General features: G+C 35.0%; 27 protein-coding genes. 7 read left to right on the top strand and 20 right to left on the bottom strand.

The genetic code is table 11. The features are described from left to right. Positions 1-771 (bottom strand): UDP-2,3-diacylglucosamine diphosphatase, encoded by a 771-nt coding sequence (locus CGEO_RS02215; RefSeq protein WP_075540416.1) that lies wholly within the window; start codon positions 769-771, stop codon positions 1-3. Between the two features lie 192 nt (positions 772-963). Here CGEO_RS02215 and CGEO_RS02210 point away from each other — a divergent pair, with 192 nt between their 5' ends. The 3 genes from CGEO_RS02210 to CGEO_RS02200 all read left to right on the top strand — a co-directional run bounded on the left by CGEO_RS02210 (position 964) and on the right by CGEO_RS02200 (position 4,129). Then, complete coding sequence (locus tag CGEO_RS02210) at positions 964-2,199, top strand: M20 family metallo-hydrolase (RefSeq protein WP_075540415.1); 1,236 nt, start codon at positions 964-966, stop codon at positions 2,197-2,199. A gap of 1 nt (position 2,200) precedes the next feature. Beyond that, positions 2,201-3,514 carry an amidohydrolase gene (locus tag CGEO_RS02205; protein ID WP_075540414.1) on the top strand — a complete coding sequence of 438 codons (1,314 nt, stop codon included), beginning with the start codon at positions 2,201-2,203 and terminating at the stop codon, positions 3,512-3,514. 375 nt (positions 3,515-3,889) lie between these two features. Further along, on the top strand, positions 3,890-4,129 hold the full coding sequence (locus CGEO_RS02200) for a phage tail assembly protein T (protein WP_075494109.1): 240 nt from the start codon (positions 3,890-3,892) through the stop codon (positions 4,127-4,129). On the opposite strand, the gene CGEO_RS02195 is transcribed toward CGEO_RS02200, so the two are convergent. Then, positions 4,126-4,431, bottom strand: a complete 306-nt coding sequence (locus CGEO_RS02195; protein WP_075540413.1) for a hypothetical protein — start codon at positions 4,429-4,431, stop codon at positions 4,126-4,128. The two genes, CGEO_RS02200 and CGEO_RS02195, sit on opposite strands and share 4 nt — an antisense overlap. Positions 4,432-4,481: 50 nt before the next feature. On the opposite strand from CGEO_RS02195, the gene CGEO_RS02190 reads away from it, so the two are divergent. After that, positions 4,482-4,685 carry a hypothetical protein gene (locus CGEO_RS02190; RefSeq protein ID WP_075540412.1) on the top strand — a complete coding sequence of 68 codons (204 nt, stop codon included), beginning with the start codon at positions 4,482-4,484 and terminating at the stop codon, positions 4,683-4,685. A 259-nt stretch (positions 4,686-4,944) separates the two neighbouring features. Here CGEO_RS02190 and hemE read toward each other — a convergent pair whose 3' ends face one another. The 15 genes from hemE to lepA form a co-directional block, all read right to left on the bottom strand. Beyond that, positions 4,945-5,967: a uroporphyrinogen decarboxylase gene (gene hemE / locus CGEO_RS02185; protein ID WP_075540411.1), complete on the bottom strand. Its 1,023-nt coding sequence runs from the start codon at positions 5,965-5,967 to the stop codon at positions 4,945-4,947. A gap of 198 nt (positions 5,968-6,165) precedes the next feature. After that, positions 6,166-6,369: a KCU-star family selenoprotein gene (gene kcuS / locus CGEO_RS02180; protein WP_075494102.1), complete on the bottom strand. Its 204-nt coding sequence runs from the start codon at positions 6,367-6,369 to the stop codon at positions 6,166-6,168. Next, entirely contained in the window at positions 6,350-8,440 is a 2,091-nt protein-coding gene (locus CGEO_RS02175) for a carbon starvation CstA family protein (RefSeq protein WP_075531492.1), read from the bottom strand. The genes kcuS and CGEO_RS02175 overlap by 20 nt, the downstream gene beginning before the upstream one ends. 96 nt (positions 8,441-8,536) lie before the next feature. Continuing rightward, positions 8,537-9,052, bottom strand: a complete 516-nt coding sequence (locus tag CGEO_RS02170; RefSeq protein ID WP_075494223.1) for a YqhA family protein — start codon at positions 9,050-9,052, stop codon at positions 8,537-8,539. Beyond that, positions 9,042-9,773 (bottom strand): histidine racemase CntK family protein, encoded by a 732-nt coding sequence (locus CGEO_RS02165; protein WP_075494098.1) that lies wholly within the window; start codon positions 9,771-9,773, stop codon positions 9,042-9,044. Before CGEO_RS02165 ends, CGEO_RS02170 begins: the two co-directional genes overlap by 11 nt. Then, positions 9,773-10,798, bottom strand: coding sequence for an aspartate-semialdehyde dehydrogenase (locus CGEO_RS02160; RefSeq protein WP_075494096.1), 1,026 nt, complete (start codon positions 10,796-10,798; stop codon positions 9,773-9,775). Before CGEO_RS02160 ends, CGEO_RS02165 begins: the two co-directional genes overlap by 1 nt. Next, positions 10,791-13,283, bottom strand: coding sequence for a DNA gyrase subunit A (gyrA, locus tag CGEO_RS02155; RefSeq protein WP_075494094.1), 2,493 nt, complete (start codon positions 13,281-13,283; stop codon positions 10,791-10,793). Before gyrA ends, CGEO_RS02160 begins: the two co-directional genes overlap by 8 nt. Before the next feature lie 38 nt (positions 13,284-13,321). Next, positions 13,322-13,891, bottom strand: coding sequence for a ComF family protein (locus CGEO_RS02150; RefSeq protein WP_075540410.1), 570 nt, complete (start codon positions 13,889-13,891; stop codon positions 13,322-13,324). A gap of 436 nt (positions 13,892-14,327) precedes the next feature. After that, on the bottom strand, positions 14,328-15,542 hold the full coding sequence (locus CGEO_RS02145; protein ID WP_075540409.1) for a sodium/glutamate symporter: 1,215 nt from the start codon (positions 15,540-15,542) through the stop codon (positions 14,328-14,330). Between the two features lie 247 nt (positions 15,543-15,789). Continuing rightward, the gene (locus tag CGEO_RS02140; RefSeq protein WP_075531490.1) at positions 15,790-16,350 is read right to left on the bottom strand and encodes a YajG family lipoprotein; all 561 of its coding nucleotides are present in this window, start codon (positions 16,348-16,350) and stop codon (positions 15,790-15,792) included. Between the two features lie 523 nt (positions 16,351-16,873). Next, positions 16,874-17,083 (bottom strand): 2-hydroxymuconate tautomerase family protein, encoded by a 210-nt coding sequence (locus tag CGEO_RS02135; RefSeq protein WP_075494086.1) that lies wholly within the window; start codon positions 17,081-17,083, stop codon positions 16,874-16,876. Position 17,084: 1 nt separating this feature from the next. Further along, on the bottom strand, positions 17,085-17,594 hold the full coding sequence (locus CGEO_RS02130) for a ClbS/DfsB family four-helix bundle protein (protein WP_075494084.1): 510 nt from the start codon (positions 17,592-17,594) through the stop codon (positions 17,085-17,087). Positions 17,595-17,681: 87 nt separating this feature from the next. Next, complete coding sequence (locus tag CGEO_RS02125) at positions 17,682-17,858, bottom strand: Txe/YoeB family addiction module toxin (protein WP_340627426.1); 177 nt, start codon at positions 17,856-17,858, stop codon at positions 17,682-17,684. A gap of 84 nt (positions 17,859-17,942) precedes the next feature. Continuing rightward, positions 17,943-18,191 carry a type II toxin-antitoxin system RelB/DinJ family antitoxin gene (locus tag CGEO_RS02120; RefSeq protein WP_106380127.1) on the bottom strand — a complete coding sequence of 83 codons (249 nt, stop codon included), beginning with the start codon at positions 18,189-18,191 and terminating at the stop codon, positions 17,943-17,945. 87 nt (positions 18,192-18,278) lie between these two features. Next, positions 18,279-20,069, bottom strand: coding sequence for a translation elongation factor 4 (lepA, locus tag CGEO_RS02115; protein ID WP_075494080.1), 1,791 nt, complete (start codon positions 20,067-20,069; stop codon positions 18,279-18,281). Positions 20,070-20,226: 157 nt separating this feature from the next. On the opposite strand from lepA, the gene CGEO_RS02110 reads away from it, so the two are divergent. Genes CGEO_RS02110 through CGEO_RS02100 form a run of 3 tightly spaced genes read left to right on the top strand, consistent with a single transcriptional unit; the run spans position 20,227 to position 21,950 of the window. Beyond that, positions 20,227-20,901, top strand: coding sequence for a CsgG/HfaB family protein (locus tag CGEO_RS02110; protein WP_075494078.1), 675 nt, complete (start codon positions 20,227-20,229; stop codon positions 20,899-20,901). 7 nt (positions 20,902-20,908) lie between these two features. After that, positions 20,909-21,295, top strand: a complete 387-nt coding sequence (locus CGEO_RS02105; RefSeq protein WP_075540408.1) for a DUF4810 domain-containing protein — start codon at positions 20,909-20,911, stop codon at positions 21,293-21,295. Beyond that, positions 21,285-21,950, top strand: coding sequence for a DUF799 domain-containing protein (locus CGEO_RS02100; RefSeq protein WP_075531487.1), 666 nt, complete (start codon positions 21,285-21,287; stop codon positions 21,948-21,950). Before CGEO_RS02105 ends, CGEO_RS02100 begins: the two co-directional genes overlap by 11 nt. Positions 21,951-23,581: 1,631 nt before the next feature. On the opposite strand, the gene CGEO_RS02095 is transcribed toward CGEO_RS02100, so the two are convergent. The 3 genes from CGEO_RS02095 to CGEO_RS02085 are packed head-to-tail and all read right to left on the bottom strand — an operon-like array spanning position 23,582 to position 25,367. Further along, positions 23,582-24,469, bottom strand: coding sequence for a hypothetical protein (locus CGEO_RS02095; RefSeq protein WP_075494072.1), 888 nt, complete (start codon positions 24,467-24,469; stop codon positions 23,582-23,584). An 8-nt stretch (positions 24,470-24,477) separates the two neighbouring features. Next, positions 24,478-25,191 (bottom strand): disulfide bond formation protein B, encoded by a 714-nt coding sequence (locus CGEO_RS02090; RefSeq protein WP_075531485.1) that lies wholly within the window; start codon positions 25,189-25,191, stop codon positions 24,478-24,480. An 8-nt stretch (positions 25,192-25,199) separates the two neighbouring features. After that, entirely contained in the window at positions 25,200-25,367 is a 168-nt protein-coding gene (locus CGEO_RS02085; RefSeq protein ID WP_165589836.1) for a hypothetical protein, read from the bottom strand. Between the last annotated feature and the right edge of the window lie 828 nt (positions 25,368-26,195).

Genomic DNA, 26,195 nt, shown 5'->3' with positions numbered 1-26,195 from the left:
TTATATCCATTTTATCAGTTTAAACTCCCCATTTAGCGTTTCTACGACTGCAGTACAAGACTCAACCCAATCCCCACAATTAACATAAACCACTCCATCTATACTTCTAATCTCAGCTTTGTGTATATGCCCACATATCACGCCATTATACTTATTTTTCTTTGCGTGAGTGCTTAAAATATCTTCAAAATCAGTTATAAAATTTACAGTACTTTTGACATTTTCTTTTACATATGCAGATAGCGACCATTGGCTTTGGATTTTAAGCTTATGACAAACCCAAACTAGCTGTTGATTTACATTTAACAAAAAGTCATAACCTATATTTCCGAGCATAGCTAGCCACTTTTTTGTCATCGTAACACTATCGAAAAAATCACCATGAGTTACCAAAAATCTCTCGCCTTTTAACGATATATAATCAAAACAATCTCTAATCTCAAGCGAATTCCCAAGCCTTAAAGGCAAAAATCCGCGCAAAAAATCATCGTGATTTCCACTGACATAAAAAACCGATGTATCTTTTCTGGCTTTTTTTAAAATTTTTTGTACAACATCAGAGTGTGACTGCGCCCAGTGAATTTTACGTTTTATAGCCCAACCATCGATAATATCGCCAACTAGATATAAATTCTCACTTTTGGTGTATTTAAAAAATTCCAAAAGCTCTTTGCTTTTTGCAAATTTAGTCCCTAGATGCAAATCAGATATAAAAATTGACCTAAACTCGCTCTCTTCATCTTTTATGATATCTTTTTTATATAAAATCATTCTAGCTCTTTTACTAAATTTCGCAAGTTATAGTAACAAAAGCTAGTGTCATTTAGGCTACAAATTTGGATTGATTTTTATGATACTAAAAATATAAATTTTATTTTAAACAAAAATAAAATCAGTCTTATTTAAATTAGTTTAAGTATAATACAGATAAATTTATAAAAACTTGACTACAAGGAGCTTTATATGGTAAATGCTCAAAGGTTGAAGCAAAATTTAGAAGAGATATCTAAATTTGGCGCTTTAGAAGGCGGTGGACTTACAAGGCTTGCATTTTCTAAAGAAGAGGAAATGGCTAAAAAATACCTTATAAATTTAGCCAAAAATGCTGGTTTAGAGGTGCAAGTTGATGGGATAGGAAATATCTTTGCTACTTTAAAAGGAAGCGATTCAAACCTACCTCCAGTTGCGACTGGCTCGCATTTAGACAGTGTTAAAGAGGGTGGATTTTACGATGGTCCACTAGGAGTGATTTGCTCGCTTGAAGCACTACAAACTATCAAAGAAAAGCAAATCCCACACCTTAGAGATATAACTCTTGTTGTATTTTCTTGCGAAGAGTCAAGCCGTTTTAACCACGCAACAGTCGGCTCTAAAGCCATCACAAAAAAACTAAATTTATCAAATTTAAAAGAGATAAAAGACAAATCAGGCATTAGCATTTATCAAGCAGCAAAATCGTGCGGATATGACATAGACAACTTAGAAAATCAAACCCTAAAAGATAACCAAATTTATGCTTTTTTAGAGCTTCACATCGAACAAGGTCCAGTTTTAGAAGCTAAGCAAATTCCAGTTGGCATAGTAACTGGCATCGCTTCGCCGATTCGCTATGAACTAACGCTAAATGGTAGAGCCGATCACTCTGGCGCAACTCCGATGAGTATGAGAAAAGACGCGTTAGTTTGCGCAAGTGAGATTATCATTGCTATAGAAAAATGTGCAAAAGCCTATAAAACCGCCGTTGGAACAGTTGGCTTTGTAGAAGCAACTCCAGGAGTTTTAAACGTAATACCAGGAAGCGCTAGACTTGGAATCGATCTTAGAGATATTTGCAAAGATGACTTAATAGCGCTAGATAAAGATGTCACCAACGCAATAAAGCAAATTTGTTCAAACAAAGACATTAGCTATGAGTTAAAAGAGCTTTCAAGAAGCTTTCCTGTAAAACTAAGTGAAAAAATTATAAAAACACTTGAAAACGAAGCCTTAAATTTAGGTATAAAAACGCTAAATTTACCCAGTGGCGCTGGGCATGATACGATGAATTTAGACTGTGCGGCAAGCCACATCGGTATGATTTTTATCCCATGCAAAGATGGCATTAGCCACAACGTAAAAGAGAGCATAAAGATAGAAGATAGCGTGCTTGGTGCAAATTTATTAACAAAAACAATCATAACTTTATCAAACGAGGTGTAAAATGAGCGATATCGGAAAAATAGTTGCAAATTTGCAAGATGAGATGATAGAAAACAGAAGGCTTTTTCACAAGACTCCAGAGACTGGCTGGTTTACGTTTTATACCACCGCTAAGATTGCTGCTTTGCTTGACTCTTATGGCTACACACTTAAAATGGGGCGCGAAATTGTCGATGTAAACTCGCGTCTTGGCGTAGGCACAAGCCAAAAACAACAAGAGGCAAAAGAACGAGCAAAAGCTCTTTTAAGTGATAAAGAGGCAAAATACCTTGATGTGTTAGAAGATGGCTTAACTGGCGTTGTTGCGACTATCGATACTAAAAGACATGGCAAAACTACTGCTTTTAGATTTGACATTGATTGCGTTGATGTTACAGAAAATGCTAGCTCTTCTCACAGACCTGCTAAAGATGGATTTATTTCAACCATTCCTGGTCAAATGCACGCGTGCGGACACGATGGGCATATAACAATCGGACTTGCACTCGCAAAGGCGTTGGCTGAAAACCTAAGCGAATTTAATGGCAAATTTATGTTTATCTTCCAAACTGGCGAAGAGGGTTGTAGAGGCGCGGTTGCGATGGAGCCAACTGGGTTTTTAAAAGGGGTTGATTACTTACTTGGCGCTCACATCGGCTTTCAAGCAAAAGTGAGCGGTGGCGTGATTTGTGGGGTAAATAAATTTCTTGCAACTTCAAAATTTGATGTAAATTTTACAGGTAAATCAGCCCACGCAGCAGGCGAGCCAGAAGCTGGAAGAAACGCTCTTCTTGCCGCAGCAGAAGCTGCTTTAGCGATGCATGGCATAACAAGAAACTCACAAGGCGTGACTAGGATAAATGTTGGTGTTTTAAGAGCTGGAGAGGGGCGAAATGTCATCGCGCCAAATGGCTATATAGCGTGTGAAACAAGAGGTGAGACAACTGAGCTAAATGACTTTATGCGTCAAAAATGCTTTGATATCGTAGAAGGCGTGGCAAAAATTCATGGCGTTGAATACGAAATAACACAAACAGGAGGCACAGCAGGAGGGGATAGTAGCCCTTTTGTGACTGAGCTTTTTTACGAAGCAGCAAGTGAGTCACCATTTATCCAAGATGATAAAATAGTCAAAAATTTCGACTTTGGAGCGTGCGAAGACTTCGCGCACTTTATGCGAGCTGTGCAAAAGCAAGGCGGACAAAGTGGTTATATGATGATAGGTTCAAACCTAAGCGCAGGACACCACAACTCATGTTTTGACTTCGATGAAAAGACCTTATCAGCGGGGCTTGATATATTTTTGCGTGCTTCTTATAAGCTAAATGGAAACTGATTTTAGAGGGAATTTCCCTCTAAAATTATAAATTTAAGTTGCTTTATCTTTTTTAGTGACTTTACGTTGTGCTAGATTTAACTTATAGATGATTTAGAAAATTTACAAAGTATTTTAATCCACCAAACGCTAGCAATAAATCGTTCTCATTTTAAGCATTTATAATGTCTTCATTAAAGACAATAATTAACTTAAATGCAAAAATCGCTTGAAAAACAGCCAGCCAAAGAAAAATAATCGTATTTTTTAACAAAACCCTTTAAGCGTAATGGCAGGCATAACTGAAGTATCAGACGCTATAAATGGGTTTAATGCTGAAAAAAAGTCTTAGATGATGAGAGGCGGTTTAAATTTAAACTAGCCTCACATCTTAAGATGGGCGTTGCTGAGTTAGAGCATAGACTAAGTGATGCAGAGATATTAGAGTGGGCGCAGTTTTACGCCTTAGAGCCTTTTGGCGATGATAGAGTTGAGCTTATGCTTGCACAAATTATGATGATGTTATCATCTTTTATGGGCGCTAAGATAAGGTTTGATGACTTTTTTATAAGCAAAAGAGTAAAACAAAAAGATAAAGATATAGAAAAGGAGATGAGGTTGTGCTTTGGGTTTTAGATACCAAATTTACGATTGTTAAGGGCGTTTTTTATAATATTATCTTTATACTGGCTCAAATTCGTAAAGCTAGAATTGTCTTTAAGCTCATAAAATTTGGCATTCGGGTCAATATACTTTTTGATATCCTCTTTACTAAGGTTTGGAAAATCATCCAAAAAAAGCTCTTCGCCTCTATTTGCTTTATCGACAAAACGTTGAAGCTCGCTTTCTTTGACAGCAAGTCTTGTATCTTTGATATAAGCATAACAAAGATAAATAAGAGCCATGATAACAGATGTAGCACTTATCTCATAAAGCATTTTTTATCCTTTGATAATGTTAGCAAATTATACCATATAAAGGCTAAATTATGAATGTTTTAAAAAGCAAATTTGAAGTAGATGTAAAAGGCGGTATAGCTGGTATTAACGCTTTTACAAAAGCACTCCAAAGCGTAGGAAAAGTATCTGATGATACAAAAAGGGCTTTAGACATTTTAGCTCATAGCTCTCAAGCATTTATCGGCTTAAAAGAGACAGCAAAAACGCTTATAGGCACGGTAAAAAATTTCTAAATTTAGTTTTATTAAAAGCAGGCATAAAAATTTGTCTTTTAAATTTATAAATTTCTATTTTAAACTTAAACTAGACTTTGATTTATTTTTAGCCAAATTTATTAAATTTTAGTTTGGATAAATTTAAAAGACTAAAAAGCCTTTTAAATTTTTTAAAACCAACCTTGCAAAATCTAAAATTTTCGCTAGTTATGTTTAATCGCTCTCACACTCAATATATGAGTCCACGCTTAAAAAAGCATTCAAAACTGCAAGAAATTTATCTTTGGCTTAGTTCTTGAACTAGTTTTATGAAGTATTTTGCGTTTTCAACTGGCACATCTGGTAAAATTCCATGACCTAAGTTAAAGATGTGATTTTTACCTTTCATAGTCTGTAAAACCTGTTCAACGCCTTGTTTTATCGCATCTTTACTATAAAGTCTAGTTGGCTCCATATTTCCTTGTAGAACAAATTTATCGCTTAAAACATCGCGCGCAATCTCAAGCGGAGTACTCCAATCCACGCCAAAAACATCGAAATTTCCATCGATTTTATCTAAATATCCGCTAATTCCTTTTGGAAAAACGATAATCGGGATGTATGGATATTTCGCCTTTAGATACTCAACTATCTCGATGATATACTTCCAACTAAACTCAAAAAAGGCATCTTTTTCTAATGCACTCGCCCAACTATCAAAAATTTGAACCGCATTTACGCCACTTTTTATCTGATTTTCAAGATATAGCTTTGTCGCTTCTGTAACTTTAGCCAAAATTTGGTGCAAAAACTGCGGGTTTGAGTAAAGCATCTTTTTACAAATCGCATAATTTTTTGTCCCACCACCTTCTATCATATATGTTGCAACCGTCCACGGAGCGCCACAAAAGCCGATTAGCGCTTTATCTTTAGCTAAATTTTCTCTAGTTAGTTTAATCGTATCATAAACGTAGCTTAAATTTTTAGCCGCTTTTTGCGCATCAAGTCTTTCTAAATCCTCGCTAGTTTTAACAGGGTTGTTAAATTTAGGACCTTCACCTTTGACAAATTCCAAATCCATACCCATTTCAAGTGGAACAACCAAAATATCGCTAAAAAGTATCGCCGCATCTACACCTAAAATTTCAACCGGCTGAATCGTAACCTCACTAGCTTTTTTATAATCTTTACAAAGATTTAAAAACCCGCCAACACTTTGTCTAACAGCCATATACTCTGGCAAGTATCTTCCAGCTTGCCTCATCATCCAAACTGGCGTGTATGGAGTTGGTTTTTTTAAACATGCATCTATAAATATCATTTTTTAACCTTTTTTAGTTTTAATCTTATCAAAATTTGGGTAAATTTTTTGGCAATTGTGAAATTTAGGATAAATTTATTAAATTTATCCTAATTAAATCTGCAATCTCGCTTGAGTTAGGCTCAAAAACTGCTTATAAAAGTTAGAGTCTAGCTCTAGCTTGAGTTTGTAAGTGCGACCGCACTCTTGGTTAGTTTATCAGCATTTTATGTTTTTTTCTTTACTATCTTGAGCCTCTTTAAAAAATTCCTTCCTGCTTAGAGGAGTTCCCTCTGGATGGTTTTTCTTAAAGTGCTCAAGATACTTCTCATAGCTTGGAAGCCCTATGAGAGGATAAATTGCTTTGTCTAAATTATTATAAGCTTTTTTGATAGCCTCAAATTTAGTGCCCCACCACGACATCGTAGTCGCTCGCATTTTTATAAGGGCTTTCTGCTAAAGGATATGACTTTTTATCGCCATTTTTTATCTTAGCACAAATTCTAAAAGTCTGAACCAAAACAACAACAGTTACAAACATAAACAACGCGCAAAGAACAGCGTCTATGATGTTGTTTCTAACGATAGCTTCTTGTATAGCTATGGCTTTTGGATCGCTTAGTGTTGCTATCTTAGCAGCTGCATTTTGAGCTGTTGCTACATGGCTAACTGCATCATGAACTCTCTCGCCATTTGCTGGAAGAAGTTTTTGAATCGCAGCATACATAGTAGTTATCAAAACCCAAATCGCTGGAACGATTGTAACCCATGCGTATTTTGACTTGCCCATTTTATAAAGCACAACAGTAGCAAGAAGCAATGCCATACCAGCAAGCATTTGGTTTGATGCGCCAAATAACGCCCAAAGTGTGTAAATTCCGCCCATTGGATCTGTAACTCCTGCATATAGCAAGTATCCCCAACCAGCAACACAAATCACAGTTCCTAAAATTCCCCATGCCCAGTTTTTAGTATCTGCCATAGGTTTATAGATATTTCCAAGTATATCTTGAACCATAAATCTACCAGTTCTAGTTCCAGCATCAACAGCTGTTAAGATGAAAAGCGCTTCAAATAAAATCGCAAAGTGATACCAAAAGCCCATAGCTTCTACGCCACCAGCAATTTCATGCATTAGATATGTAAGACCGATAGCAAATGTCGGCGCTCCACCAGTTCTACTTAGGATTGTTCCCTCACCTATGTTACTTGCAAGCTCGTTAATCTGCTCTGGAGTTACAACAAAGCCCATTTCAGTAATTCTTCTAGCAGCTTCGATAACTTCACTTCCACCTAAAAACGATGCTGGAGAGTTGATGGCAAAGTAAATTCCTGGATCAAGTATACAAGCAGAAATAAGCGCCATGATACCAACCATACTTTCCATTAACATCGAACCATAACCGATAAATAGAGTTTGACCCTCTTTTTCAACCATTTTTGGAGTTGTTCCACTTGAAATAAGTGCGTGAAAACCGCTAATAGCACCGCACGCGATAGTTACAAAAAGGAAAGGAAACATCTTACCAGCAAAAACAGGGCCAGTTCCATCGATAAACTGAGTAACTGGAGCCATCTTAAGATCTGGCGCAACTATCAAAATCGCTATCGCCATAGCAGCTATAACGCCGATTTTAAGGAATGTTGAAAGGTAATCTCTTGGAGCTAGCAAGAACCAAACAGGTAAAATAGCAGCTATAAAACCATAAACTATGATAATCCATGCTAAAGTTATTTTAGAAAATGAAAAATACTTAGCTAGTTCAGGATCAGCTGCGATGTGGTTTCCATAAAATAACGCAAACATCAAAAGAACAAAGCCGATAACAGAAGCTTCTATAACCTTACCAGGTCGTAAAAACCTCATATAAATTCCCATAAAAATCGCAATCGGAATAGTCATAGCGATAGTAAAAAATCCCCACGGTGAGTTTGCCAACGCATTTACAACAACCATTGCAAGAATCGCAACGATTATAAGCATGATAAAGAAAATTCCTATCATAGCAATCGCGCCAGTAACCTTGCCCATCTCATCTTTTACCATCTCACCTAAGCTTTTACCATTTCTTCTAACAGATAAGAAAAGCACGACAAAATCATGAACAGCTCCAGCGATGACAACACCGACTAAAAGCCAAATCATACTTGGTAAATAGCCCATTTGAGCCGCTACGACAGGTCCTACAAGAGGTCCAGCACCAGCGATAGCTGCAAAGTGGTGACCAAAAAGGACATATTTGTTGGTTGGAACGTAATCTCGCCCATCATTTACGATAACAGCAGGCGTAGCCCTTCTATCATCAAGCCCTAGTACCTTATATGCGACAAATCGTCCATAAAATCGGTATCCGATTAGATATATACAAACACTTGCAACTACCATCCACACAGCATTGATGCTTTCGCCATTATTAAGCGCTAACACACCAAAGCACCATGCAGCAATGACAGCAGTAAATGCCCATAACACTTTTGCTACAGTTGGGTTCATGTAACCTCCTAAATTAAATTTTTATATTTTCACTTTATTTAACTTAAGAACTAATAAAAATCAAAAGTAAATGTTATAAAAACATCTTTTTAAATTTTAATGATGAGATCCGCCGCCTTTATGTAAAAAATATAATCCCACACAAAGAGCTAATATGGAAATCGCAAGATACACCATCTCAAGAGGGGTTGAGAATTTAGCGTGTAAAACTCGCTGAAAGAAGTTAACTATCAAAACCATTATGATAACTTTGCCTATCTTGTCTTTTAACTGATCAAGGCTTTTTATCTCTAGTACTTGAGACTGTTTTGAAGCCTTCATCGGTTCGATTTCAGATATGAAAAGTTCATAAATTCCAAAACTAAAAATAAACAAAACCAAAGCCATAAGATACAAATCAATCGCCCCAACTATAATGCCAACCGCATCTGAATGCAAGTCGATAGAGTGATCCCCATTTATCATATAATTCCACGCGCCAAACATAACGTTTAAAATGTCATAACTTGCTATTATAAAGCAGATTATCGCTCCAATAAGCCCAAAAATCACAGGCAAAATCGTTATAAGCCTACTGCTCCAAAGAATGTTTTCAAAAATTTTACCAAGCATACTCTTCAATCTCTCCACTTATTTTAAATTTATAAATTTGTCCAGCAAGCGTTCCAATGGTCGCTTCTAAAACTTTGCCACTAGGCTGCTTAACTCGCAAGCTCACATCATCTTTTTTGATATACGCTCTTATCATCGCACACGCTATCGTTCCGCTTCCACAAGCAGTTTCATAAAAAAGCGTATCGATATCTCTTACATAAACCACGGGCTTTAACTCAAGCCCATTCAAAAGCATAAACCCGCAAGCTTTTTCGTTTTTTACTCCATACTTTTCAAATTCACCCATAGCATATTTTTTAAACTCATCTTCGTTTTTAAAGTTTAAATTTAGAGTGCAAACTAAATGAACTATCCCAGTCAATCTTACTTTATATAAGCTATCGCTAAGTCTTATGATATCTGGCTCAACTTTTGACTTAACAGACACAACTCTTCTGTTTTTTTCACAGCTAAAAATCTCACCGCAATTTTTAATCTTAATTTCATTTAAATTTAATCTCTTCATATGGTAGTAAGCAGCGCATCTTATAGCATTTACACACTGCTCACCTCCTGCCATGATAAGGTTAAATTTATCATCTAAAAATCCAACTTGTTCGATAAAACTATGCTTTTGCATAATCTCATCATTGATTTCTTTTCGTCTTTGCTCATCATAAACCCCATCTACGACTAGCGCAGTTGGGTTTCCTGATGGGATAAAAACTTTGTATTCCATCAGTTATTTTCTATCCATTTTATAGCGATTCTCACAGCATTTGTCGCCGCTCCAACGCGAATTTGATCAGCGCTGCACCATAGGTGAAGAACTTTCTCATCGTAGATATCTTTTCTTATCCTGCCAACATAAGTTTCGTTTGTATCACTCGCAGTTAGCGGCATAGGATATAAATTTTTACTAACATCATCAACTACAACAACGCTTGGTGCATTTTTTAGCACTTCATAAACTTTATCTAAACTAAAGTCATTTTCAAAACGAATCGTAATCGCCTCACTATGACTTCTAAGAACTGGAACACGAACGCAAGTTGCTGAAACTGGAAATTCTTTGTGTAGAATTTTTTGTGTTTCATAGACCATTTTTAGCTCTTCTTTTGTGTAGCCATTCTCTTTAAAAACATCGATATGAGGGAATAAATTTAGAGCTATTTGATGTGGGAAAACCTTTGGTTCACACTCATCAAGTTTAAATGCAAAAAACGCTTGCATCTGCTCAACTAACTCACTCATACCCTCTTTTCCAGCACCACTTGTTGCTTGATATGTGCTAACATCGACTCTTTGGATGTTAAAAGCATCATCAAGTGGCTTTAAAATTTGAACCATTTGTATGGTTGAACAGTTTGGATTAGCTATAATGCCACGCTCTTTCCATAGACTAATGTCTGCTGGGTTGCACTCTGGAACTACCAACGGGATATCTTTATCCATTCTAAAATGACTTGTGTTATCTATAACCAAAGCACCGCTTTCTGCTGCAAATGGTGCAAAATGTGCACTTACAGAACCGCCAGCGCTAAAAAATGCGATGTCAATCTCATTTTCATCAAAAACAGTCTCTGTTAGCTCTTTGACCTCGTAAGTTTTACCCATAAATTCTATCTCGCTACCAGCGCTTTTTGCGCTAGCAAGAGGCAAAACCTCATTTACAGGAAATTTCATCTCCTCTAAAACTCTAAATATCTCCTCGCCAACTGCTCCTGTAGCACCTACAACTGCGACATTATATCTTTTACTCATTTTCCTCTCCTAATAAGCTGTTATCACTTTCTGTTTCATCACTTGATTCTATTTTTGGACAAATTGCTATATTTACTACCTCTTCGCCATCCACATCGACTACTTTAACACCACTTGTGTTTCGCCCTGCTTTTCTAATGCTTTGCATATCGACTCTTATCATCTTGCCGCTTGAAGTTAGCGCCATTAAATCCATCTCTTCATCAACTACAACTATACCGACTAAGTCCCCAGTTCTGCTTGTAAGTTTCATACATATAACACCTTTGCCACCACGTTTTTGTAAACGATACTCATCAGCTGTTGTTCTTTTGCCGATACCTTTGTTAGCCACACTTAAAACTTCTTGTTCATCATCTCGTAAAACCGCTGCTCCAACGACAAAATCGCCCTCTTCTTTAAATCTTATACCAGTAACGCCTCTGCTTACTCTGCCGATTTCTCTAGCATCTTCAACTTCAAATTTAATACACATTCCCTTTTTAGTTACTACAAAAAGGCTTTTTATATCTTGAGTTACAATCGTTGCTGTTACTACTTCATCATCATCGTCTAAATTTATAGCTCTGATTCCTACGGTTCTGATGTTGCTATACTCGCTTAAATTTGTTCGTTTTACGATACCATTTTTAGTGAAGAAAGCTAGCGATTTGTTCTCATCAAAGTCATTTGTAGGTATTATCGCCATGATTTTCTCATCTGGTTGAAGCTCGACTAAATTTACTACCGCTTTGCCTTTTGCAGTTCTGCTTCCTTCTGGAATTTTATAAACTTTTAACCAGTAAAGCTGTCCGCGATCTGTTACAAACATCAGCGTGTCGTGAGTATCGCAGATAAAGAAGCTTTCTATAAAGTCATCATCATACGTTGTGACTGCGACTTTGCCTTTTCCACCTCGTTTTTGCTTCTCATAAGTCTTACTTGGTACTCGTTTTATATAACCACGATGAGTTATAGTTACAACCATGCTTTCATTTGGGATTAAATCTTCGATGTTGATATCATCATAATCATCGATGATTTCTGTTATTCTAGGGCATTTAAATTTAGATTTAACTTCTAAAAGTTCATCTTTTATAATGCCTTCGATTAGATCTTCGCTTTTTAAAATCGCATCAAGTCTTTGAATTTCAGCTAAAATTTCTTTTAACTCATTTTCTATCTTTTCACGCTCAAGTCCGGTTAAACGGCTAAGTCTCATATCTAAAATTGCATTTGATTGAAGCTCACTTAAACCAAATTTAGCCATCAAGCCTTCTCTTGCAACAGTTGTATCAGCGCTACTTTTTATAAGTTCAATCACATCATCAATGTTATCAAGCGCGATTTTAAGACCTTCTAAGATGTGCGCTCTAGCGCGTGCTTTTTGAAGCTCATATATCGTTCTTCTTATGATAACTGTTTTTCTATGTCTTAAGAAAAGTTTTAAAAGCTCGATTAGTGAGAAAACTTTTGGCTCTTTGTTATCAATCGCAAGCATGATAACTCCAAAAGTCGCCTCCATAACTGTTGATTTAAAAAGGTTGTTTAAAACGATATCGCTCATCGCGTCGCGTTTTAGCTCGATAACAACGCGAATTCCCTCTCTATCACTCTCATCTCTTACTTCGCTAATGCCTTCTATTTGTTTATCTTTGACAAGTTCGGCGATTTTTTCAATCAAAGTTGCTTTATTTGTCTGATAAGGAAGCTCATCTATAACGATAATATCTTTGTTTGCTTTCTTTTCTATATGCGTTTTAGCTCGCATTTTAATACGACCACGACCAGTTCGATAAGCATCTATAATGCCTTTTTTACCAAAGATAATGCCTGCAGTTGGGAAGTCTGGACCTTTTATCACAGTCATTAACTCTTCTAAAGTTATATCTTTATTTTCAAGCAACATCAAAAGCCCATCAACTAGCTCATCAAGACTGTGCGGCGGGATGTTTGTCGCCATACCGACCGCTATACCGCTTGAACCGTTTAGAAGCAAATTTGGCACTCTTGCAGGAAGCACATCAGGCTCATGCATACTTTCATCATAGTTTGGTATAAAATCAACCGTATCTTTATCTAAGTCTTTTAGCAACTCTTCTGCTAGCAAAGTCATTCTAGCTTCTGTATAACGCATCGCAGCTGCGCTATCTCCATCAATCGAACCAAAGTTTCCCTGTCCATCAACCGTTGGAACTCTCATAGAAAAGCTTTGCGCCATTCTAACAAGCGCATCATAAACTGCTGTATCTCCGTGTGGATGGTACTTACCGATAACATCACCCACGATACGAGCAGATTTTTTGTATGGGCTTCTACTTCCAACGCCAAGATCGTTCATAGCATAAAGAATTCGCCTATGAACAGGCTTTAAGCCATCTCTTGCATCTGGTAACGCCCTACCGATAATAACACTCATCGAATAATCAAGATAACTTGTCTTGATAGACTCCTCAACATCGATTATCTGGATATCTTGACTATCATCAAAAATATTATTTTCCATACACTTCCTTATAAATCAAATCTTAGCATTCTACCAAATTATTCTTTTGCATTTGCTAAAACGAGAGCAAAAAGTACATTTATCCCATTTTTTTTGCAAATTTCACTAGCTTCAAGTAGCGTAGTTCCAGTTGTTATAATATCATCAACTAAAATAACAGGAAAATTTATCTGCTTTTCTAGCTTAAAACCTCTTTTATGCTTTAATCGATATGATAAACTTTTGCCACTGTATTTTACACTTGAACTTGCACGCAAAGCCCCATAAACAGGCATTATCTCATCGGTTTGTAGCGCTTTTGCTAAAATAGCAGTGTGAGAATAGCCACTTTTTACATTATCATCGATTGCAATAGCATTTATTTGCTGGTTAAATTTATACGTTTTAGCAAAATTTACAAAGCTTAAATTCGCTAAAATTTTATAGACAAAAAGCCCATGTAAATGGTGTTTTGAGTGTATTAGCTCTTTTATTTCGCTATATGCGTAAAATGAGTAAACATTTAGCCCTGAAATTTCACGTTTTTTAGGGCTGAGTTCGCGCAAAATTTCTTTGCAATTTTTACATATGATAGCAAGACTTATCCTTCCACACTTCACACATCTCAAATTTTGCTCCTAGTTTTGGCGATTTTAACAAAATTTGCATAAAAATATAGTCGAAAAAAATAAAATTTTATCTAAATTTATTAAATTTTTTTATATTATTTTGCTAAAATATTTAAATTTAACTTAAAGTTTTTTAAGCAGTTTAAGCTTTTGTTTATATTTTTAAACAAGCTGTTTCGCTTTTTAAAATGGCATTTATCGCGTTGTATTTATTTTTATTTATTCTAAAAAAGCTGTTTTATTTTATAAAATATCATCTTTATGAAGATAAATTTATATACCAAAATTTAGCTTTAAATTTGATATTTTTAATCTAGTTATAAATAAAATTTATTAAAATTTACACGAACCACTTTTGAACTTAATTTTAAAACTTAAATACACCAAATTTAGCCATCTAAATTTGCATTAACTAGCTAAATTTGGCTTAAATTATTTAAAGCATACCTTTTGCGACATTTAAAAACGCAGTTATTATCACGGCATTTGTGATGTTACTGATAAATCCGCCGATTAGCGGCACGACAAAAAACGCTATCCTTGAGTAATGATACTGCGAACAAACCGCACTCATCGTAGCCATTGACACCGGCACAGCTCCAAGCCCAAATCCAGAGTGTCCAACAGAGATAATCGCCGCATCGTAGTTTTTACCACATGCTCTAAATGTGATATAAACACAAAACAGATATATAAGCACAAGCTGAAGCGCTAAAATCGTGATAAGCGGCAACGCAAGATCAGCAAGCTGCCATAACTTCATCGTTACGATTGAAAGCGAGACAAAAATCGAAAGCGAAATTCCGCCAACTATATCGATACTTTGGTAAAGCTCATCGTGATTTTGCTTTTTAGCATCAAGAATTAAACGCAAAATTATACCACCAAACATCGACATAACGTGGATTGGCAAATGCACACTAGGAAGCAAGACTTTGCACAACGCAAAAAGCGTTTGCCCAAGCCCACACGCCAAAAGCAAGATAAAAACAGCCTTGTGAGCGCGTTTGCTATTTACTAGAGCTTTTACTGTGCTAGTTGCACCCTCATCAGCTTCAATCTGCGCTGAAGTGGAATTTAATCCATATTTTTGTATAAGTCTACGACCCAAAGGTCCACCCATAATACACCCAGCAATCAACCCAAAAGTAGCCGCAGCAATCGCAACTTCAAGCGCTCCAGTTCCACCCATGCTTTCAGCCAAAGGCCCAAAACTAGCCGCATTTCCATGTCCGCCAGTTAAAGGAACCGAACCAGCCATAAGCGCAACAAGTGGGTTCATCCCCATAGCAGCGCCTACACCAAGAGCTAAAACGTTTTGTAAAAATGCCAAAAGAGCAGCTAAAATCGTAAAAATAATAACTAGCTTTCCACCTTTTTTCAGCAAGCTTAAACTCGCAGCTAAGCCAGTTGCAGCAAAAAATACATTGTAAAAAAATGTATTCATAGTCGTATAATCAAATTTAAAACCTAAAAGCCCACTACTAAAAAATATCGTCGTAACTACCGCAAATATCGTGCCTCCAACCACAGGCGAAGGTATACAATAACGCTTTAAAACGCTAAATTTATCACGCATATAATCACCAAAATAAATAGCCAAAACCGCTATAGCTAGGGTTTGAAACATACCAACTTCTAAATTTATCATAAATTGCCTTTAATGAATTTTTAACGCTAATTGTATAAAATTTGGCTGAAATTCTAATCTAAATTTATTATTAACATATGAATTTTATATTTTTTAAAGGAGAGTTTGTGTTTTGGATAAATTTTTTATTAGTTGTTAAACCTGCTGTTTAAAGTGCGATTATTTTTCTAAAATAGGCTAAATTTAAGCGCTTAAAATCATAAATTTAAGTTAATTACACGATAAATTTAGCCTTTGCTAAAATATTTTACAAGCTATTTTCTATCTGTTTGGCTGATTTTTTAACCAAATCTCGTAGTAAATTTTTCATAAAAGGATCAAAAGCTTTTGCATCTTTTATCACGACAAACTCGCTTTGACTCTGCGCAACTCGCTTTGAAAATGTAGTTTTTCCTTTATAAATTTTAATAAATACTTCGCCATCGCCTTTCATATTTTCCTTATCAAAACCTTGCAAATTTCCTATAAATTTAGTGATATTTACGCTTGCTACCGCATCCGCGTTTTCGCTACTGTTTAAAACTGCAACTCCTTGTGCTTGAAGCTCCTTTTCAAGGGCTTGTTTATACCACGAAACGACATTTTCACTCACTAAAATATAATCATCAACCAAGCCATCCTTATCGCGAATGGTTGCGATGATGTTTGGGTTTTCCACACTTTGCGTCACTTCGCTTATATAAACGCTTTTTTCAAGTTTGTTTTGCGCGTTAAAAGTATCATAACTTCCAAGCGAAATCATGCTATTTTTTTGCGAGCAACCAACGATAAAAAGGGCTAATGCTAAAATTGATATAATTTTTTTCATACCTACTCCTTGAGATTATTTTAAGTGATTTTAGCACAGATTTGTTAAGATTTAAAAGTTTTTGTTAGTTAAATTTTGTCTAAATTTAATCGTTTTTTTTAATATAAAAACTTTACTCACGAGGCTTTAAATTTTTTACTATAAATTCAATTACTAAACTAATTTAAATTTATAATTTTTTTGTTTGATTAAACTAAATTTTATTTGTATAAAGCTAAAAATTTAAAAGCCAAACTCTAAAACTTAGCTAAATTTGGTTTTAGTTTTTATAATATAAATAGCGGCAGTATCGGTGATTACAAAATTTTTAAGAATAAAAAGCGCAAAGAATAGTTATAAATTTAATTTAGATAAAACTATAATTTCAACAAGCTTCTTGCTATCAAAAACGCACCAAAATTCTTAAAAATATGCTAAAAATTTTGCCAAATTTAGCGCTAAATAAAAATGAGAATTTGACTTAATCATAAGATAAATTTAATATTCCAGTCTTAAATTTTTCTTTTATAATTTTTCTTTTATTCTAGCTTTTATCTTTCCTAATCTTAGTTATACTAGTCCCGCCAACGCCGTAGTTATCGGTATCAACCTCATCTATAATAACGACTGTTCGCTCTTTACTTCGCCCTAAAATCTCACCAACTAAATTTGTAACACCTTCGATAAGCTGGGCTTTTTGTTCAACCGTCGGTTCGCCGTTTTCTTTGGTGATTTTGATATTTATATATGGCATTTTATCCTCTTAGTTTTTTAAATTTTCTTATTTTTGTTCTGAAATTTGTAAATGGCGCGACTGAATTTATGTGAATCCATTTATAAATTTGCCATTTGGCTGCGTTATTTGCCCATTTTCTTTGATTTTGTTTAAAAATTTCATCTTCGCTAAGCAAGCTAACCCACGCGACAAACTCATCTTTTGAGCTAGTAAAAAGCTCTAAAATTTGCCATTTGCTCAACGTGCGATACTCATCATAAAACTCTTTATAAAGTTTTCCAAGCTCATTCCATTTAATGCCAGCTTTAGGCGTTATGACTTCTTTGCCACTCTTTTCATCACTCTCCCACGAAAGCAAGAGTTTAAGCCAGCCGATTTGATAAGCTATCATCTCAAATGGAGTTTTATCAACGCTCTCAACTCTTGCGTTAAATTCGCTCTCATCGACATCTGCAAACTCAGCAAAAAACCTATCAAAACTAGAATTTATAGCTTTTATTAGCTCGAGTTTATCTTTGTATGTTTTCATATTTTACTCATTTTGATAACAAAATTTAATTTATTTGCAAGCATTTATCAAACATACTATAAACACAGCACATTATAAACCAAATTTCTACTTATTTTGATAGTGAGTTTTACACTGGACTATATAACATTCGCCATCTTGTATTTTATACACAAGTCTGTTTTTATCATCTATCCTTCGAGAATAAAACCCACTTAAATTTCCTTTTAGCGCTTCAGGTTTTCCAAGTCCGCCAAATGGCTCTCTAGCTATATCTTTTAACAATTTGTTGATTTTACTTAATGTCTTTTTATCCTCTTTTTTGCCAATACAAATAATTATCAAAGCCAGTAGGCGTAAATGCAAAAATCATGACAAAGGCTCTGATTTGATAATCTTGCCTTTATTTAATTCATCTATGCTTTTGGCTAAAATTTTTTGATTACACTCACTATAAAAGCCATCAGTGCTAACTTCAAATGGTATACCTTGTCTTATGACAGCTTGTTTTAAAAATATTCTTATAGCAGTTGTCGTATCTAAGCCTAAGTCTTTAAACAATGCTTCAGCCTCTTTTTTAAGCTCTATATCCACTCTGGTTTGAATAAGCGTAGTCATTATAAATCCTTTTTTAGTAGATATAAGATTATAGCAATTTAATATGAATTTAGTATGAAGCTATCATACTTTTATCCTGCCAAACCCCTAATCAATCTTAAGCACACTTAAAAACGCTTCGCTAGGTAAATTTACTTTTCCTATAGATTTCATACGTTTTTTACCCTCTTTTTGCTTTTCTAAGAGTTTTCTTTTTCGTGTGATATCACCACCATAGCACTTTGCGGTGACATTTTTACCCATTGATTTGACATTTTCTCTTGCGATAACTTTGTTTCCGATACTTGCTTGAATCGCCACTTCAAAAAGCTGTCTTGGAACGATATCCTTCATCGCCTTAACCAAATCCCGCCCCTTAGTCAAAGACTTATCGCTTGGCACGATGATTGAAAGAGCGTCCACCGTCTCACCAGCAACTTTTATATCAAGTTTTACAAGATTTCCCACGCGATACTCACTTGGTTCATAGTCAAAACTCGCATATCCTTTAGTGCAAGACTTTAGCTTATCATAAAAGTCCATCACTATCTCATTCATCGGGATATCATACTCAAGCAAAACCCTATCAGTCGTGATATAATCCATCTTTGTTTGAATCCCACGACGTAAATTTAAAAGCGTGATAATGTTGCCTAAAAATTCACTTGGAGTTATAATAGTCGATTTTACATATGGCTCTTTTATATGCTCGATTTTATTGACTGGTGGGAGTTCGCTTGGGTTTTGGATTTTTATCATTTTGCCATCAGTTTGTAAAATTTCATAAGTAACAGTTGGCGCGGTTGCGATTAGGTCTAAGTTAAACTCGCGCTCCAAACGCTCTTTTATAACCTCCATATGCAAAAGTCCCAAAAACCCAACCCTAAAGCCAAAGCCTAAAGCTGCTGAAGTTTCTGGCTCATAGCTAATGGAGCTATCATTTAGTTTTAGCCTATCTAGCGCATCGCGTAAATCTTCAAATTTATCCGTATCGATTGGATAAAGTCCAGCAAAAACAAATGGCTTAGCAAGCTCAAATCCACCTATCGCCTCACTTGCTTTGTTTCTAGCTAAAGTTATCGTATCGCCGACTTGCACATCGCTTACTGTTTTTAAGCCTAAAACGATAATGCCTACTTCGCCACTTGTGATTTCACTAGTCTTGATAGGAGCGACTGGGTTTGGATACATAAGGTCTAAAACAAGGTGCTTTTTGCCTGTTCCCATAACTAAAACTTCGTCATTTTTCTTGATTTTACCATCATAAACCCTAACTAACGCCAAAGCACCTAAGTAATTATCAAACCAACTATCATAAATCAGCGCTTTTAAAGGCTTTTCATCATCAGTTTTTGGGGCTGGAATTCGCTTGATTATCGCTTCGATTAACTCTTTTATGCCGATTCCTGTTTTCGCACTTACCTCAACACTATCAGTACAATCAAGCCCGATTATGTGTTCGATTTCATCTTTTACTCTATCTGGTTGAGCTGCTGGAAGGTCGATTTTGTTAAGAACTGGGATGATTTCAAGGTTGTTTTCAAGCGCTATGTAGACATTTGCGATAGTTTGGGCTTGAACGCCTTGAGCAGCATCTACTACAAGAAGCGCTCCCTCACAGCTTGCAAGGCTTCTTGAAACTTCATAACTAAAATCAACGTGACCTGGGGTGTCTATTAAATTTAATATATACTCCTTGCCTTCATAGATATAGTTTAGGCGAACAGATTGTGCTTTTATCGTGATTCCGCGTTCTTTTTCTATATCCATCGTGTCCATGACTTGACTGCTCATCTGTCTATCGCTAACTGCTCCGCACTCTTGGATAATGCGATCAGCTAATGTGCTTTTGCCATGGTCTATGTGAGCTATGATACTAAAATTTCGTATGTTTTTCATAAATTTCCTATATAAATTTTAAGCATATATTTTAGCAGAATTTGGTTAAATTTTGCTTTTATGAATTCCTTTATCAAAAAAGGCTAAATTTATAACTACTTTAAGTCTTGTTTTGCTATGCTTTTAGCTGATTTATTACTCATTAAAGGGAGAAAAAATGGTACTTAAAAATAGTTTAAAACTTATCTTAGCAGGCTCTTTAGTTGCTTTGCTAGCAGGATGCGCAAGTGAAAGTTCAAGAACAATCGAAGCACCAAAGGTAGCCTCTTTTGGCACTGTTTATAGTGGAGAAAAAGCTGCAGTTTCAATCGGACGCTTTAGCAACCAGTCAAGCTACCAAAATGGCATTTTTAGCGATGGCGAGGACAGGCTTGGAAATCAAGCTCAAAGCATTTTAATCACAGATTTGCAACAAAGCGGGCGATTTTTAGTAATGGATAGAACAAATATGAAAGCTATAAAACAAGAAAGTCAAATCAGCAAAAAAGCCCAACAACTAAAAGGCGCAAAGTATGTAATAACTGGCGATGTTAGCGAGTTTGGTAGAAAGACTACTGGTGATAAACAGCTTTTTGGAATTCTAGGCAAAGGCAAAACTCAAGTCGCATACGCAAAGGTAAATTTAAATGTCGTTGATGTAGCCACATCTGAGGTAGTTTATGCTGTTCAAGGCGCTGGTGAATACGCGCTATCAAACCGCGAAATAATCGGCTTTGGAGGAACTAGCGGGTATGACTCAACGCTTAATGGCAAGGTTTTAAGCTTGGCTATCCGTGAAGCGGTAAATAACTTAGTAACTGGCTTAGAATCTGGCGCGTGGTTGTTAAAGTAGATAGTGCATGAAAACTAGCATTTTTATCTTGTTGGGGGCTTTGTTTTTTGCAGGTTGTGCAAGTGCGCCAAAGCAAATTTATCACTGGGACGCTTCGTATGCAAGCTCTGTTTACGAGTATTTAAACGAAGAGGGCGATGTAAACGAACAAATCGCAAATTTAGAAAACTTAACCCAAAAAGCATATCAAAAAGGGGCTAAAGTCCCACCTGGACTTTACGCTCATCTTGGGCTTTTATACTCAAATTTAGGCGAGCGAGCAAAAGCTGTGGCAAATTTTGATAAAGAAATTGCACTTTTTCCAGAATCGCGCAAATACATGGAGTTTTTAAAACATCAAGGCGCAAAAAAACAAACTAGCAAGAGTTTAAAAGGGGCAAAAAATGGCAAATAGGGTTAAATTTTTACTTCTAGCGCTTGTTGCTTTGCTTTTTAGTGGCTGTGTCAATGAGCCAAAACCTTATGACTACTCGCCACTGTTAAGTGCAAAACCGCGCTCGATTTTAGTGCTTATGCCAACTAATGAGTCTTTAGAGCCAAAAGGAAGCTCGGCAGTTTTAGCAAATGCGACTTTGCCTTTGTCTGAGGCCGGATACTACGTGTTTCCAGTCGCGCTTGTAAATGATACATTTAAATTTAATGGCGTGAGTGAAGCTAGTGAGATTCATCAAATTCCACTTCACAAACTTAAAGAGATTTTTAATCCAGACGCCGTGCTTTATATAAATGTCAAAACTTATGGCACAAACTACGCGATAATCTCAAGCGCAACAACAGTCGCACTTGAAGCAAAACTTGTGGAGGCAAACAGCGGCACGCTTTTGTGGGAACACTCGGCTGTGGCAACAAATCAAGGGCAAAACAACGGAAATATCTTTGCTATGATGATAGTTGCAGCTATACAACAAATAGCCGATAGCGTGAGCGATGCTGGGTTTGGTATCTCTGCGTGGGCGGACAATCTTTTGTTTATGCCTGATTGTAACGGTTGTTTGCTTCGTGGCGAATACTCACCAAATTTTAGGCAAGATAGACAACTTGCGAAATAAATTTAGCTAAATTTAGGTCTTGAAATTTAAATTTAGCTAAATTTGGCGCTTGACTCATTAAAATATTCTAACAGCAGACAGTTTATTGAGTCTATTTAAAAATATTAGATTTTGCAAGTTTGCTATCTAGGATTTTATAGGGAGTATCTTGCAAAATATTTTAAATTTCTAAGATAAATTTATTCTAAAAACTTCTTTGCCAAAATCGTTTAACTAAAATATCTTGATTTATCTTCATCAAACCGCTTTTATCTAAAAATAGAAATTTTAAAACACTTTTAAGTTTAAGGCGCTAATAAATTTAAAGCAACAAATTTATATCTTGATTTAAACTTACTACCATTTTTATCATGTAAAAATGGCAAAAATGTTATGAAAATTTTATTAAAAGTACTAAAAGTTACTTTTAATTTTATGGCTATTTAAATTCTCATCTTATTATAGCGCCAAAATAACAACTACAATAACCGCGAAACTAGCCGTTTTGCTACAATTTTTGCGCTAAGATTGAAATTTGTATATTTTTTGCTAATTTTATGATTTAACTGTTTACTTTTACACAAAGTTTTGCTGTTTTATCAGCTATGTCTCTAAGAAATAGTTTTTAAACTGTTTTTTCAAATTTGGTGGTATATTAGAATTTAGTTTAAATATTTTAATTAAATTTTATAAATTTGCTTTTAAAATATAAATTTAATTAAATCTTTGCTTAACTAAAATCATCTTTATGCTCTATAAAAAAGTCAAAGTATCTGCGAATATTTTTTAACTAACTCCACTTTTTATCTTTCACAAGAAATTCATCTAAATCATAGATTTTAGCGTATTTTGCTAATAGTAAAATGGCAAATGAGTTATAATGATAAATTAACAGTTATAAATCTAGCCAAATTTTTTATAAACGCTAAAAGTTAGGTTTGATACTAAGATGATAGAGTGTTTTCTGGCTCGTCAAGTAGATATACTTGGTTTTCTTCTATTTTATTTGCGAAGTGAAACAACGCGCTTTCGCCATTTGACGCCTCTTTGATATTTCTAACATTATTTTTTCTTATAAATACAGAAACAGTGTTTTTCTTAGCTAAATTTTGCTTTTTTAGCTCTTCGTAATCATCTAATAATCTGAATTTAGATATAGTCTAGCAAGCTCTAATCGCTCTTTTAACAACCTATCTCGCCTATAGTCAATCCCCTCTTCTTATATCAAACAGATACTCAAACACATCATCGCTTGTGATAATGGTGTCTTGAAAACAACTTCTTTCATAGCTACATAATTTCACATAGTCTGTATAAAAGTTTTATTAAACGGCGCGCCGATTTTTTCTGCTATAACGTTCAACAAAGTACTTTTGGCAGAGCCGTTTTCCATAAAATATCGTTATAGACTCAAAATTCATATTAAAGAATTCTTTATTAGAAAATATACTAAATGGGTAATAAGTTTGAAAACAAGTCATTTACTAGCTCTTGTAAAATCCCTCTTCGTTTTCATATGTGGATATATGAAAGCTGTCTAAATAAACTATAGAAATTTTTTATGGTTTATTATATAAAATTTAGGCTAAAAGTAGCTGAATTTTTATAAACTCAGCTTAAATTTAGCCTATGAATTTGGCTTTTAAATTTAACTATTTTTCAAAAATAGCTATTTTATTTATACCATTTTCTCTTGAAACTATGTAGAATTTACCATCTTTCATAGCAAGAGCTCTAGGGTTAGTTAAGCCACTAAAAGTATAAACCTCAACGACTTTTCTAGTTCTAGGATCAAGTTTTAATATACTTGAATACTGTTTAGAGAGCAAGTAGACAAACTCTCCGTTTGCATCCATTCCTGTGATGTAATAATCACTTATATCTCTTTTATCTTTCACACCTAAACTCTCATCAAAACTTGGAATAAACTCGCTTGAAAGCATGTTATCGCTATCTGAAAAGCTTGCTATGCTCCAGTATGGTTTTATGTTATCAGGAACTGAAGCTGTGAAAAACTCTGAGTAAAAGTCTGAATGATCCCATGATAGGATGTATTGTTGTTTTGCTCTGATTGTGTAGTAGCGATCTTTAAAATCAAGTGTGAAGTTTTCAAACCCAACTGGAAGATATCTCCACGCTTTGTTCGCATCTTCTTCGCTTTGATTTGGCACGTGTTTAAAAAACTCATAAGTTTTGTTATAACTCATCACGCCAAGTGAGCCGTTAAAAAAGCTTGCACTTACGCCATCTTCCATCTGGATTATCCAGTCTTTGGTGCTTTTAGCGTATGTTTTTACGTTTTTCAAACTCTCATCCATCGTATAAAAGCCAAGTTTTAAATCTGATAGTAAAAATGTCTTACTAGCTTCATCATAATCAAGTCCAGTGATAGGAGTAGTATCATTTAACTTTAGCTCAAAACTATCAACTTGTTTTAGTGGTGTTGTGTTAGTAACTGCGCCATCGTTGGAATTTAGGTTAAATTCCATACCAAATGCAACTACAGCACTAACAAACATTAAATTTAATATTTTCTTCATTTTAACCCCTATCTTGGTAGGTCTGGAAGCTCTGGGTTCCAGTCTGCACGGTAATCAATCTCAGTCTCTTTCCAGTGATCAAGTTCCCAAAACCACTTGCTAGGATGAATATCCATCCTTGATGGAGTTGCAGAAGCAAGATATGGAGGAGGACCAGCTGTAACGAAAGCTTGAACTAAGTTAAACGCCATGATAACAACAAAAACGATTGTAGCGATTTTGCCAAGCAAAAATGATGGCAAAACTTTACCATACGCACCGCTTTCGCTTTTTTGCATAATCGAGCCTACATTTTTGCCAAGTAGCAAAATCAAACCCAAAAACAAAAATACAAAAAAATGCACAACAACAACCCAAAACTGAGTGTGAGCGCCTAAGATTATCAGTCCAAAACCTTGTCTGATATCTAGATATCCACCATAAGTTCCATCAAGACTATAGTGCGTAAATCCATCATAAAGCCCAAGGCAAGTAAGAAAAAGTAAAATCGCAAGGTATTTTACCTTAAACCCATAACGAACAATCATAAGCGCCATAAAAGATATAGCAACCATACAAAATCTCTCTTGCCAACACATTATGCAAGGACTATCTCCAAAACCAAACCCAAGTATAATGCAAGCGATTCCTACAGGTAAAGCAACAAGAGCTAAAGCCGCGATAGCAAAAAGGTTGAAAAACCAAGTTTCATCTTTTCCCCACGGAATGTTTTTATTTTCCATTTTATCTCCTAAAAATTACCCATAGGTAAAACTGTAAATTTATTAACCCATGCCATCATGATAATAAGTATCAAAATACCAGCAGAGCTAAAACCAACTACATACTGCTTTTTTTCTGGTTTTAACCAAAGAAAAAGTCCAGCGACCAAAAACATCAAAACCATAAGAAATTCCATGTTAATCCTTTCTATGTTGATATAACCACTTAAGTATATTCCTTTTTTTCTTAAATTAAATTAAATTTTAACTTAAATATAAGTATTAATCTATAAAAAATATGAATTAATTATTTTATGAGTATTAAACTTAGTTGAGTTTTGATATGTGCGGCTAAATTGCATTTTAATCTTATAAATATACTTATTAGATTTATTTAATTTTAATCAAATTTATTTTAATAATTTTCTCATCATAATGATAAAAAGTTGTTTTTATTTAATGAAAAATTTAGCAAATTTACAGTTTAAAATTTTTGCGAAGTTTAACGCAATCAATTTAAGGTAATAAAATAACACTTTTTTTGGTTTAGTTTTGTGGATTTTTACTTAACTTTTTTACTAGGCATTCATCTAAGAAATTCATAAGCTAGCAAGCAGAGTATAAATTTTAAAAATTATCAACTGTTTGGAATTATGTCGTATTTAGTCTGAGTGCTGTAAATCGCACTAACTACCAACCTTAATTATAGTTGCAGTAGGCGAAAAATATGCTTAGCTACCAAACCAACTGAATGCCAACTAACTATAGCTACAAATATATTTTATCTTTGCTGGCTATGAATCTAACAAACAGCGCCTATTTTATGCGTTTATCATAAAAATCTGAAATTAGCTAAATCGTTCGTAAAATAGTTTTATAAATTTAACTCTTTTCATCATAAAAATAGCACATAAATTTAAGTTGTATAAGATTTTAAGCCTAGCGCATATGCAATCTAGGCTTAAATTTCAGAAGTTTTTAAAAAGTTATTGATAATACAAAGTTTAATCTATCATCAAGCTTCG

Source organism: Campylobacter geochelonis, from assembly GCF_013201685.1.
Classification (GTDB): Bacteria; Campylobacterota; Campylobacteria; order Campylobacterales; family Campylobacteraceae; genus Campylobacter_B; species Campylobacter_B geochelonis.
This window is presented reverse-complemented; position numbering and strand designations above follow the sequence as displayed.

Coding starts and splice junctions, on each gene's coding strand:
- CGEO_RS02215 (WP_075540416.1), bottom strand. CDS start 771: ATGATTTTATATAAAAAAGATATCATAAAAGATGAAGAGAGCGAGTTT.
- CGEO_RS02210 (WP_075540415.1), top strand. CDS start 964: ATGGTAAATGCTCAAAGGTTGAAGCAAAATTTAGAAGAGATATCTAAA.
- CGEO_RS02205 (WP_075540414.1), top strand. CDS start 2,201: ATGAGCGATATCGGAAAAATAGTTGCAAATTTGCAAGATGAGATGATA.
- CGEO_RS02200 (WP_075494109.1), top strand. CDS start 3,890: ATGGGCGTTGCTGAGTTAGAGCATAGACTAAGTGATGCAGAGATATTA.
- CGEO_RS02195 (WP_075540413.1), bottom strand. CDS start 4,431: ATGCTTTATGAGATAAGTGCTACATCTGTTATCATGGCTCTTATTTAT.
- CGEO_RS02190 (WP_075540412.1), top strand. CDS start 4,482: ATGAATGTTTTAAAAAGCAAATTTGAAGTAGATGTAAAAGGCGGTATA.
- hemE (WP_075540411.1), bottom strand. CDS start 5,967: ATGATATTTATAGATGCATGTTTAAAAAAACCAACTCCATACACGCCA.
- kcuS (WP_075494102.1), bottom strand. CDS start 6,369: ATGTCGTGGTGGGGCACTAAATTTGAGGCTATCAAAAAAGCTTATAAT.
- CGEO_RS02175 (WP_075531492.1), bottom strand. CDS start 8,440: ATGAACCCAACTGTAGCAAAAGTGTTATGGGCATTTACTGCTGTCATT.
- CGEO_RS02170 (WP_075494223.1), bottom strand. CDS start 9,052: ATGCTTGGTAAAATTTTTGAAAACATTCTTTGGAGCAGTAGGCTTATA.
- CGEO_RS02165 (WP_075494098.1), bottom strand. CDS start 9,773: ATGGAATACAAAGTTTTTATCCCATCAGGAAACCCAACTGCGCTAGTC.
- CGEO_RS02160 (WP_075494096.1), bottom strand. CDS start 10,798: ATGAGTAAAAGATATAATGTCGCAGTTGTAGGTGCTACAGGAGCAGTT.
- gyrA (WP_075494094.1), bottom strand. CDS start 13,283: ATGGAAAATAATATTTTTGATGATAGTCAAGATATCCAGATAATCGAT.
- CGEO_RS02145 (WP_075540409.1), bottom strand. CDS start 15,542: ATGATAAATTTAGAAGTTGGTATGTTTCAAACCCTAGCTATAGCGGTT.
- CGEO_RS02140 (WP_075531490.1), bottom strand. CDS start 16,350: ATGAAAAAAATTATATCAATTTTAGCATTAGCCCTTTTTATCGTTGGT.
- CGEO_RS02135 (WP_075494086.1), bottom strand. CDS start 17,083: ATGCCATATATAAATATCAAAATCACCAAAGAAAACGGCGAACCGACG.
- CGEO_RS02130 (WP_075494084.1), bottom strand. CDS start 17,594: ATGAAAACATACAAAGATAAACTCGAGCTAATAAAAGCTATAAATTCT.
- CGEO_RS02120 (WP_106380127.1), bottom strand. CDS start 18,191: ATGACTACGCTTATTCAAACCAGAGTGGATATAGAGCTTAAAAAAGAG.
- lepA (WP_075494080.1), bottom strand. CDS start 20,069: ATGAAAAACATACGAAATTTTAGTATCATAGCTCACATAGACCATGGC.
- CGEO_RS02110 (WP_075494078.1), top strand. CDS start 20,227: ATGGTACTTAAAAATAGTTTAAAACTTATCTTAGCAGGCTCTTTAGTT.
- CGEO_RS02105 (WP_075540408.1), top strand. CDS start 20,909: ATGAAAACTAGCATTTTTATCTTGTTGGGGGCTTTGTTTTTTGCAGGT.
- CGEO_RS02100 (WP_075531487.1), top strand. CDS start 21,285: ATGGCAAATAGGGTTAAATTTTTACTTCTAGCGCTTGTTGCTTTGCTT.
- CGEO_RS02095 (WP_075494072.1), bottom strand. CDS start 24,469: ATGAAGAAAATATTAAATTTAATGTTTGTTAGTGCTGTAGTTGCATTT.
- CGEO_RS02090 (WP_075531485.1), bottom strand. CDS start 25,191: ATGGAAAATAAAAACATTCCGTGGGGAAAAGATGAAACTTGGTTTTTC.
- CGEO_RS02085 (WP_165589836.1), bottom strand. CDS start 25,367: ATGGAATTTCTTATGGTTTTGATGTTTTTGGTCGCTGGACTTTTTCTT.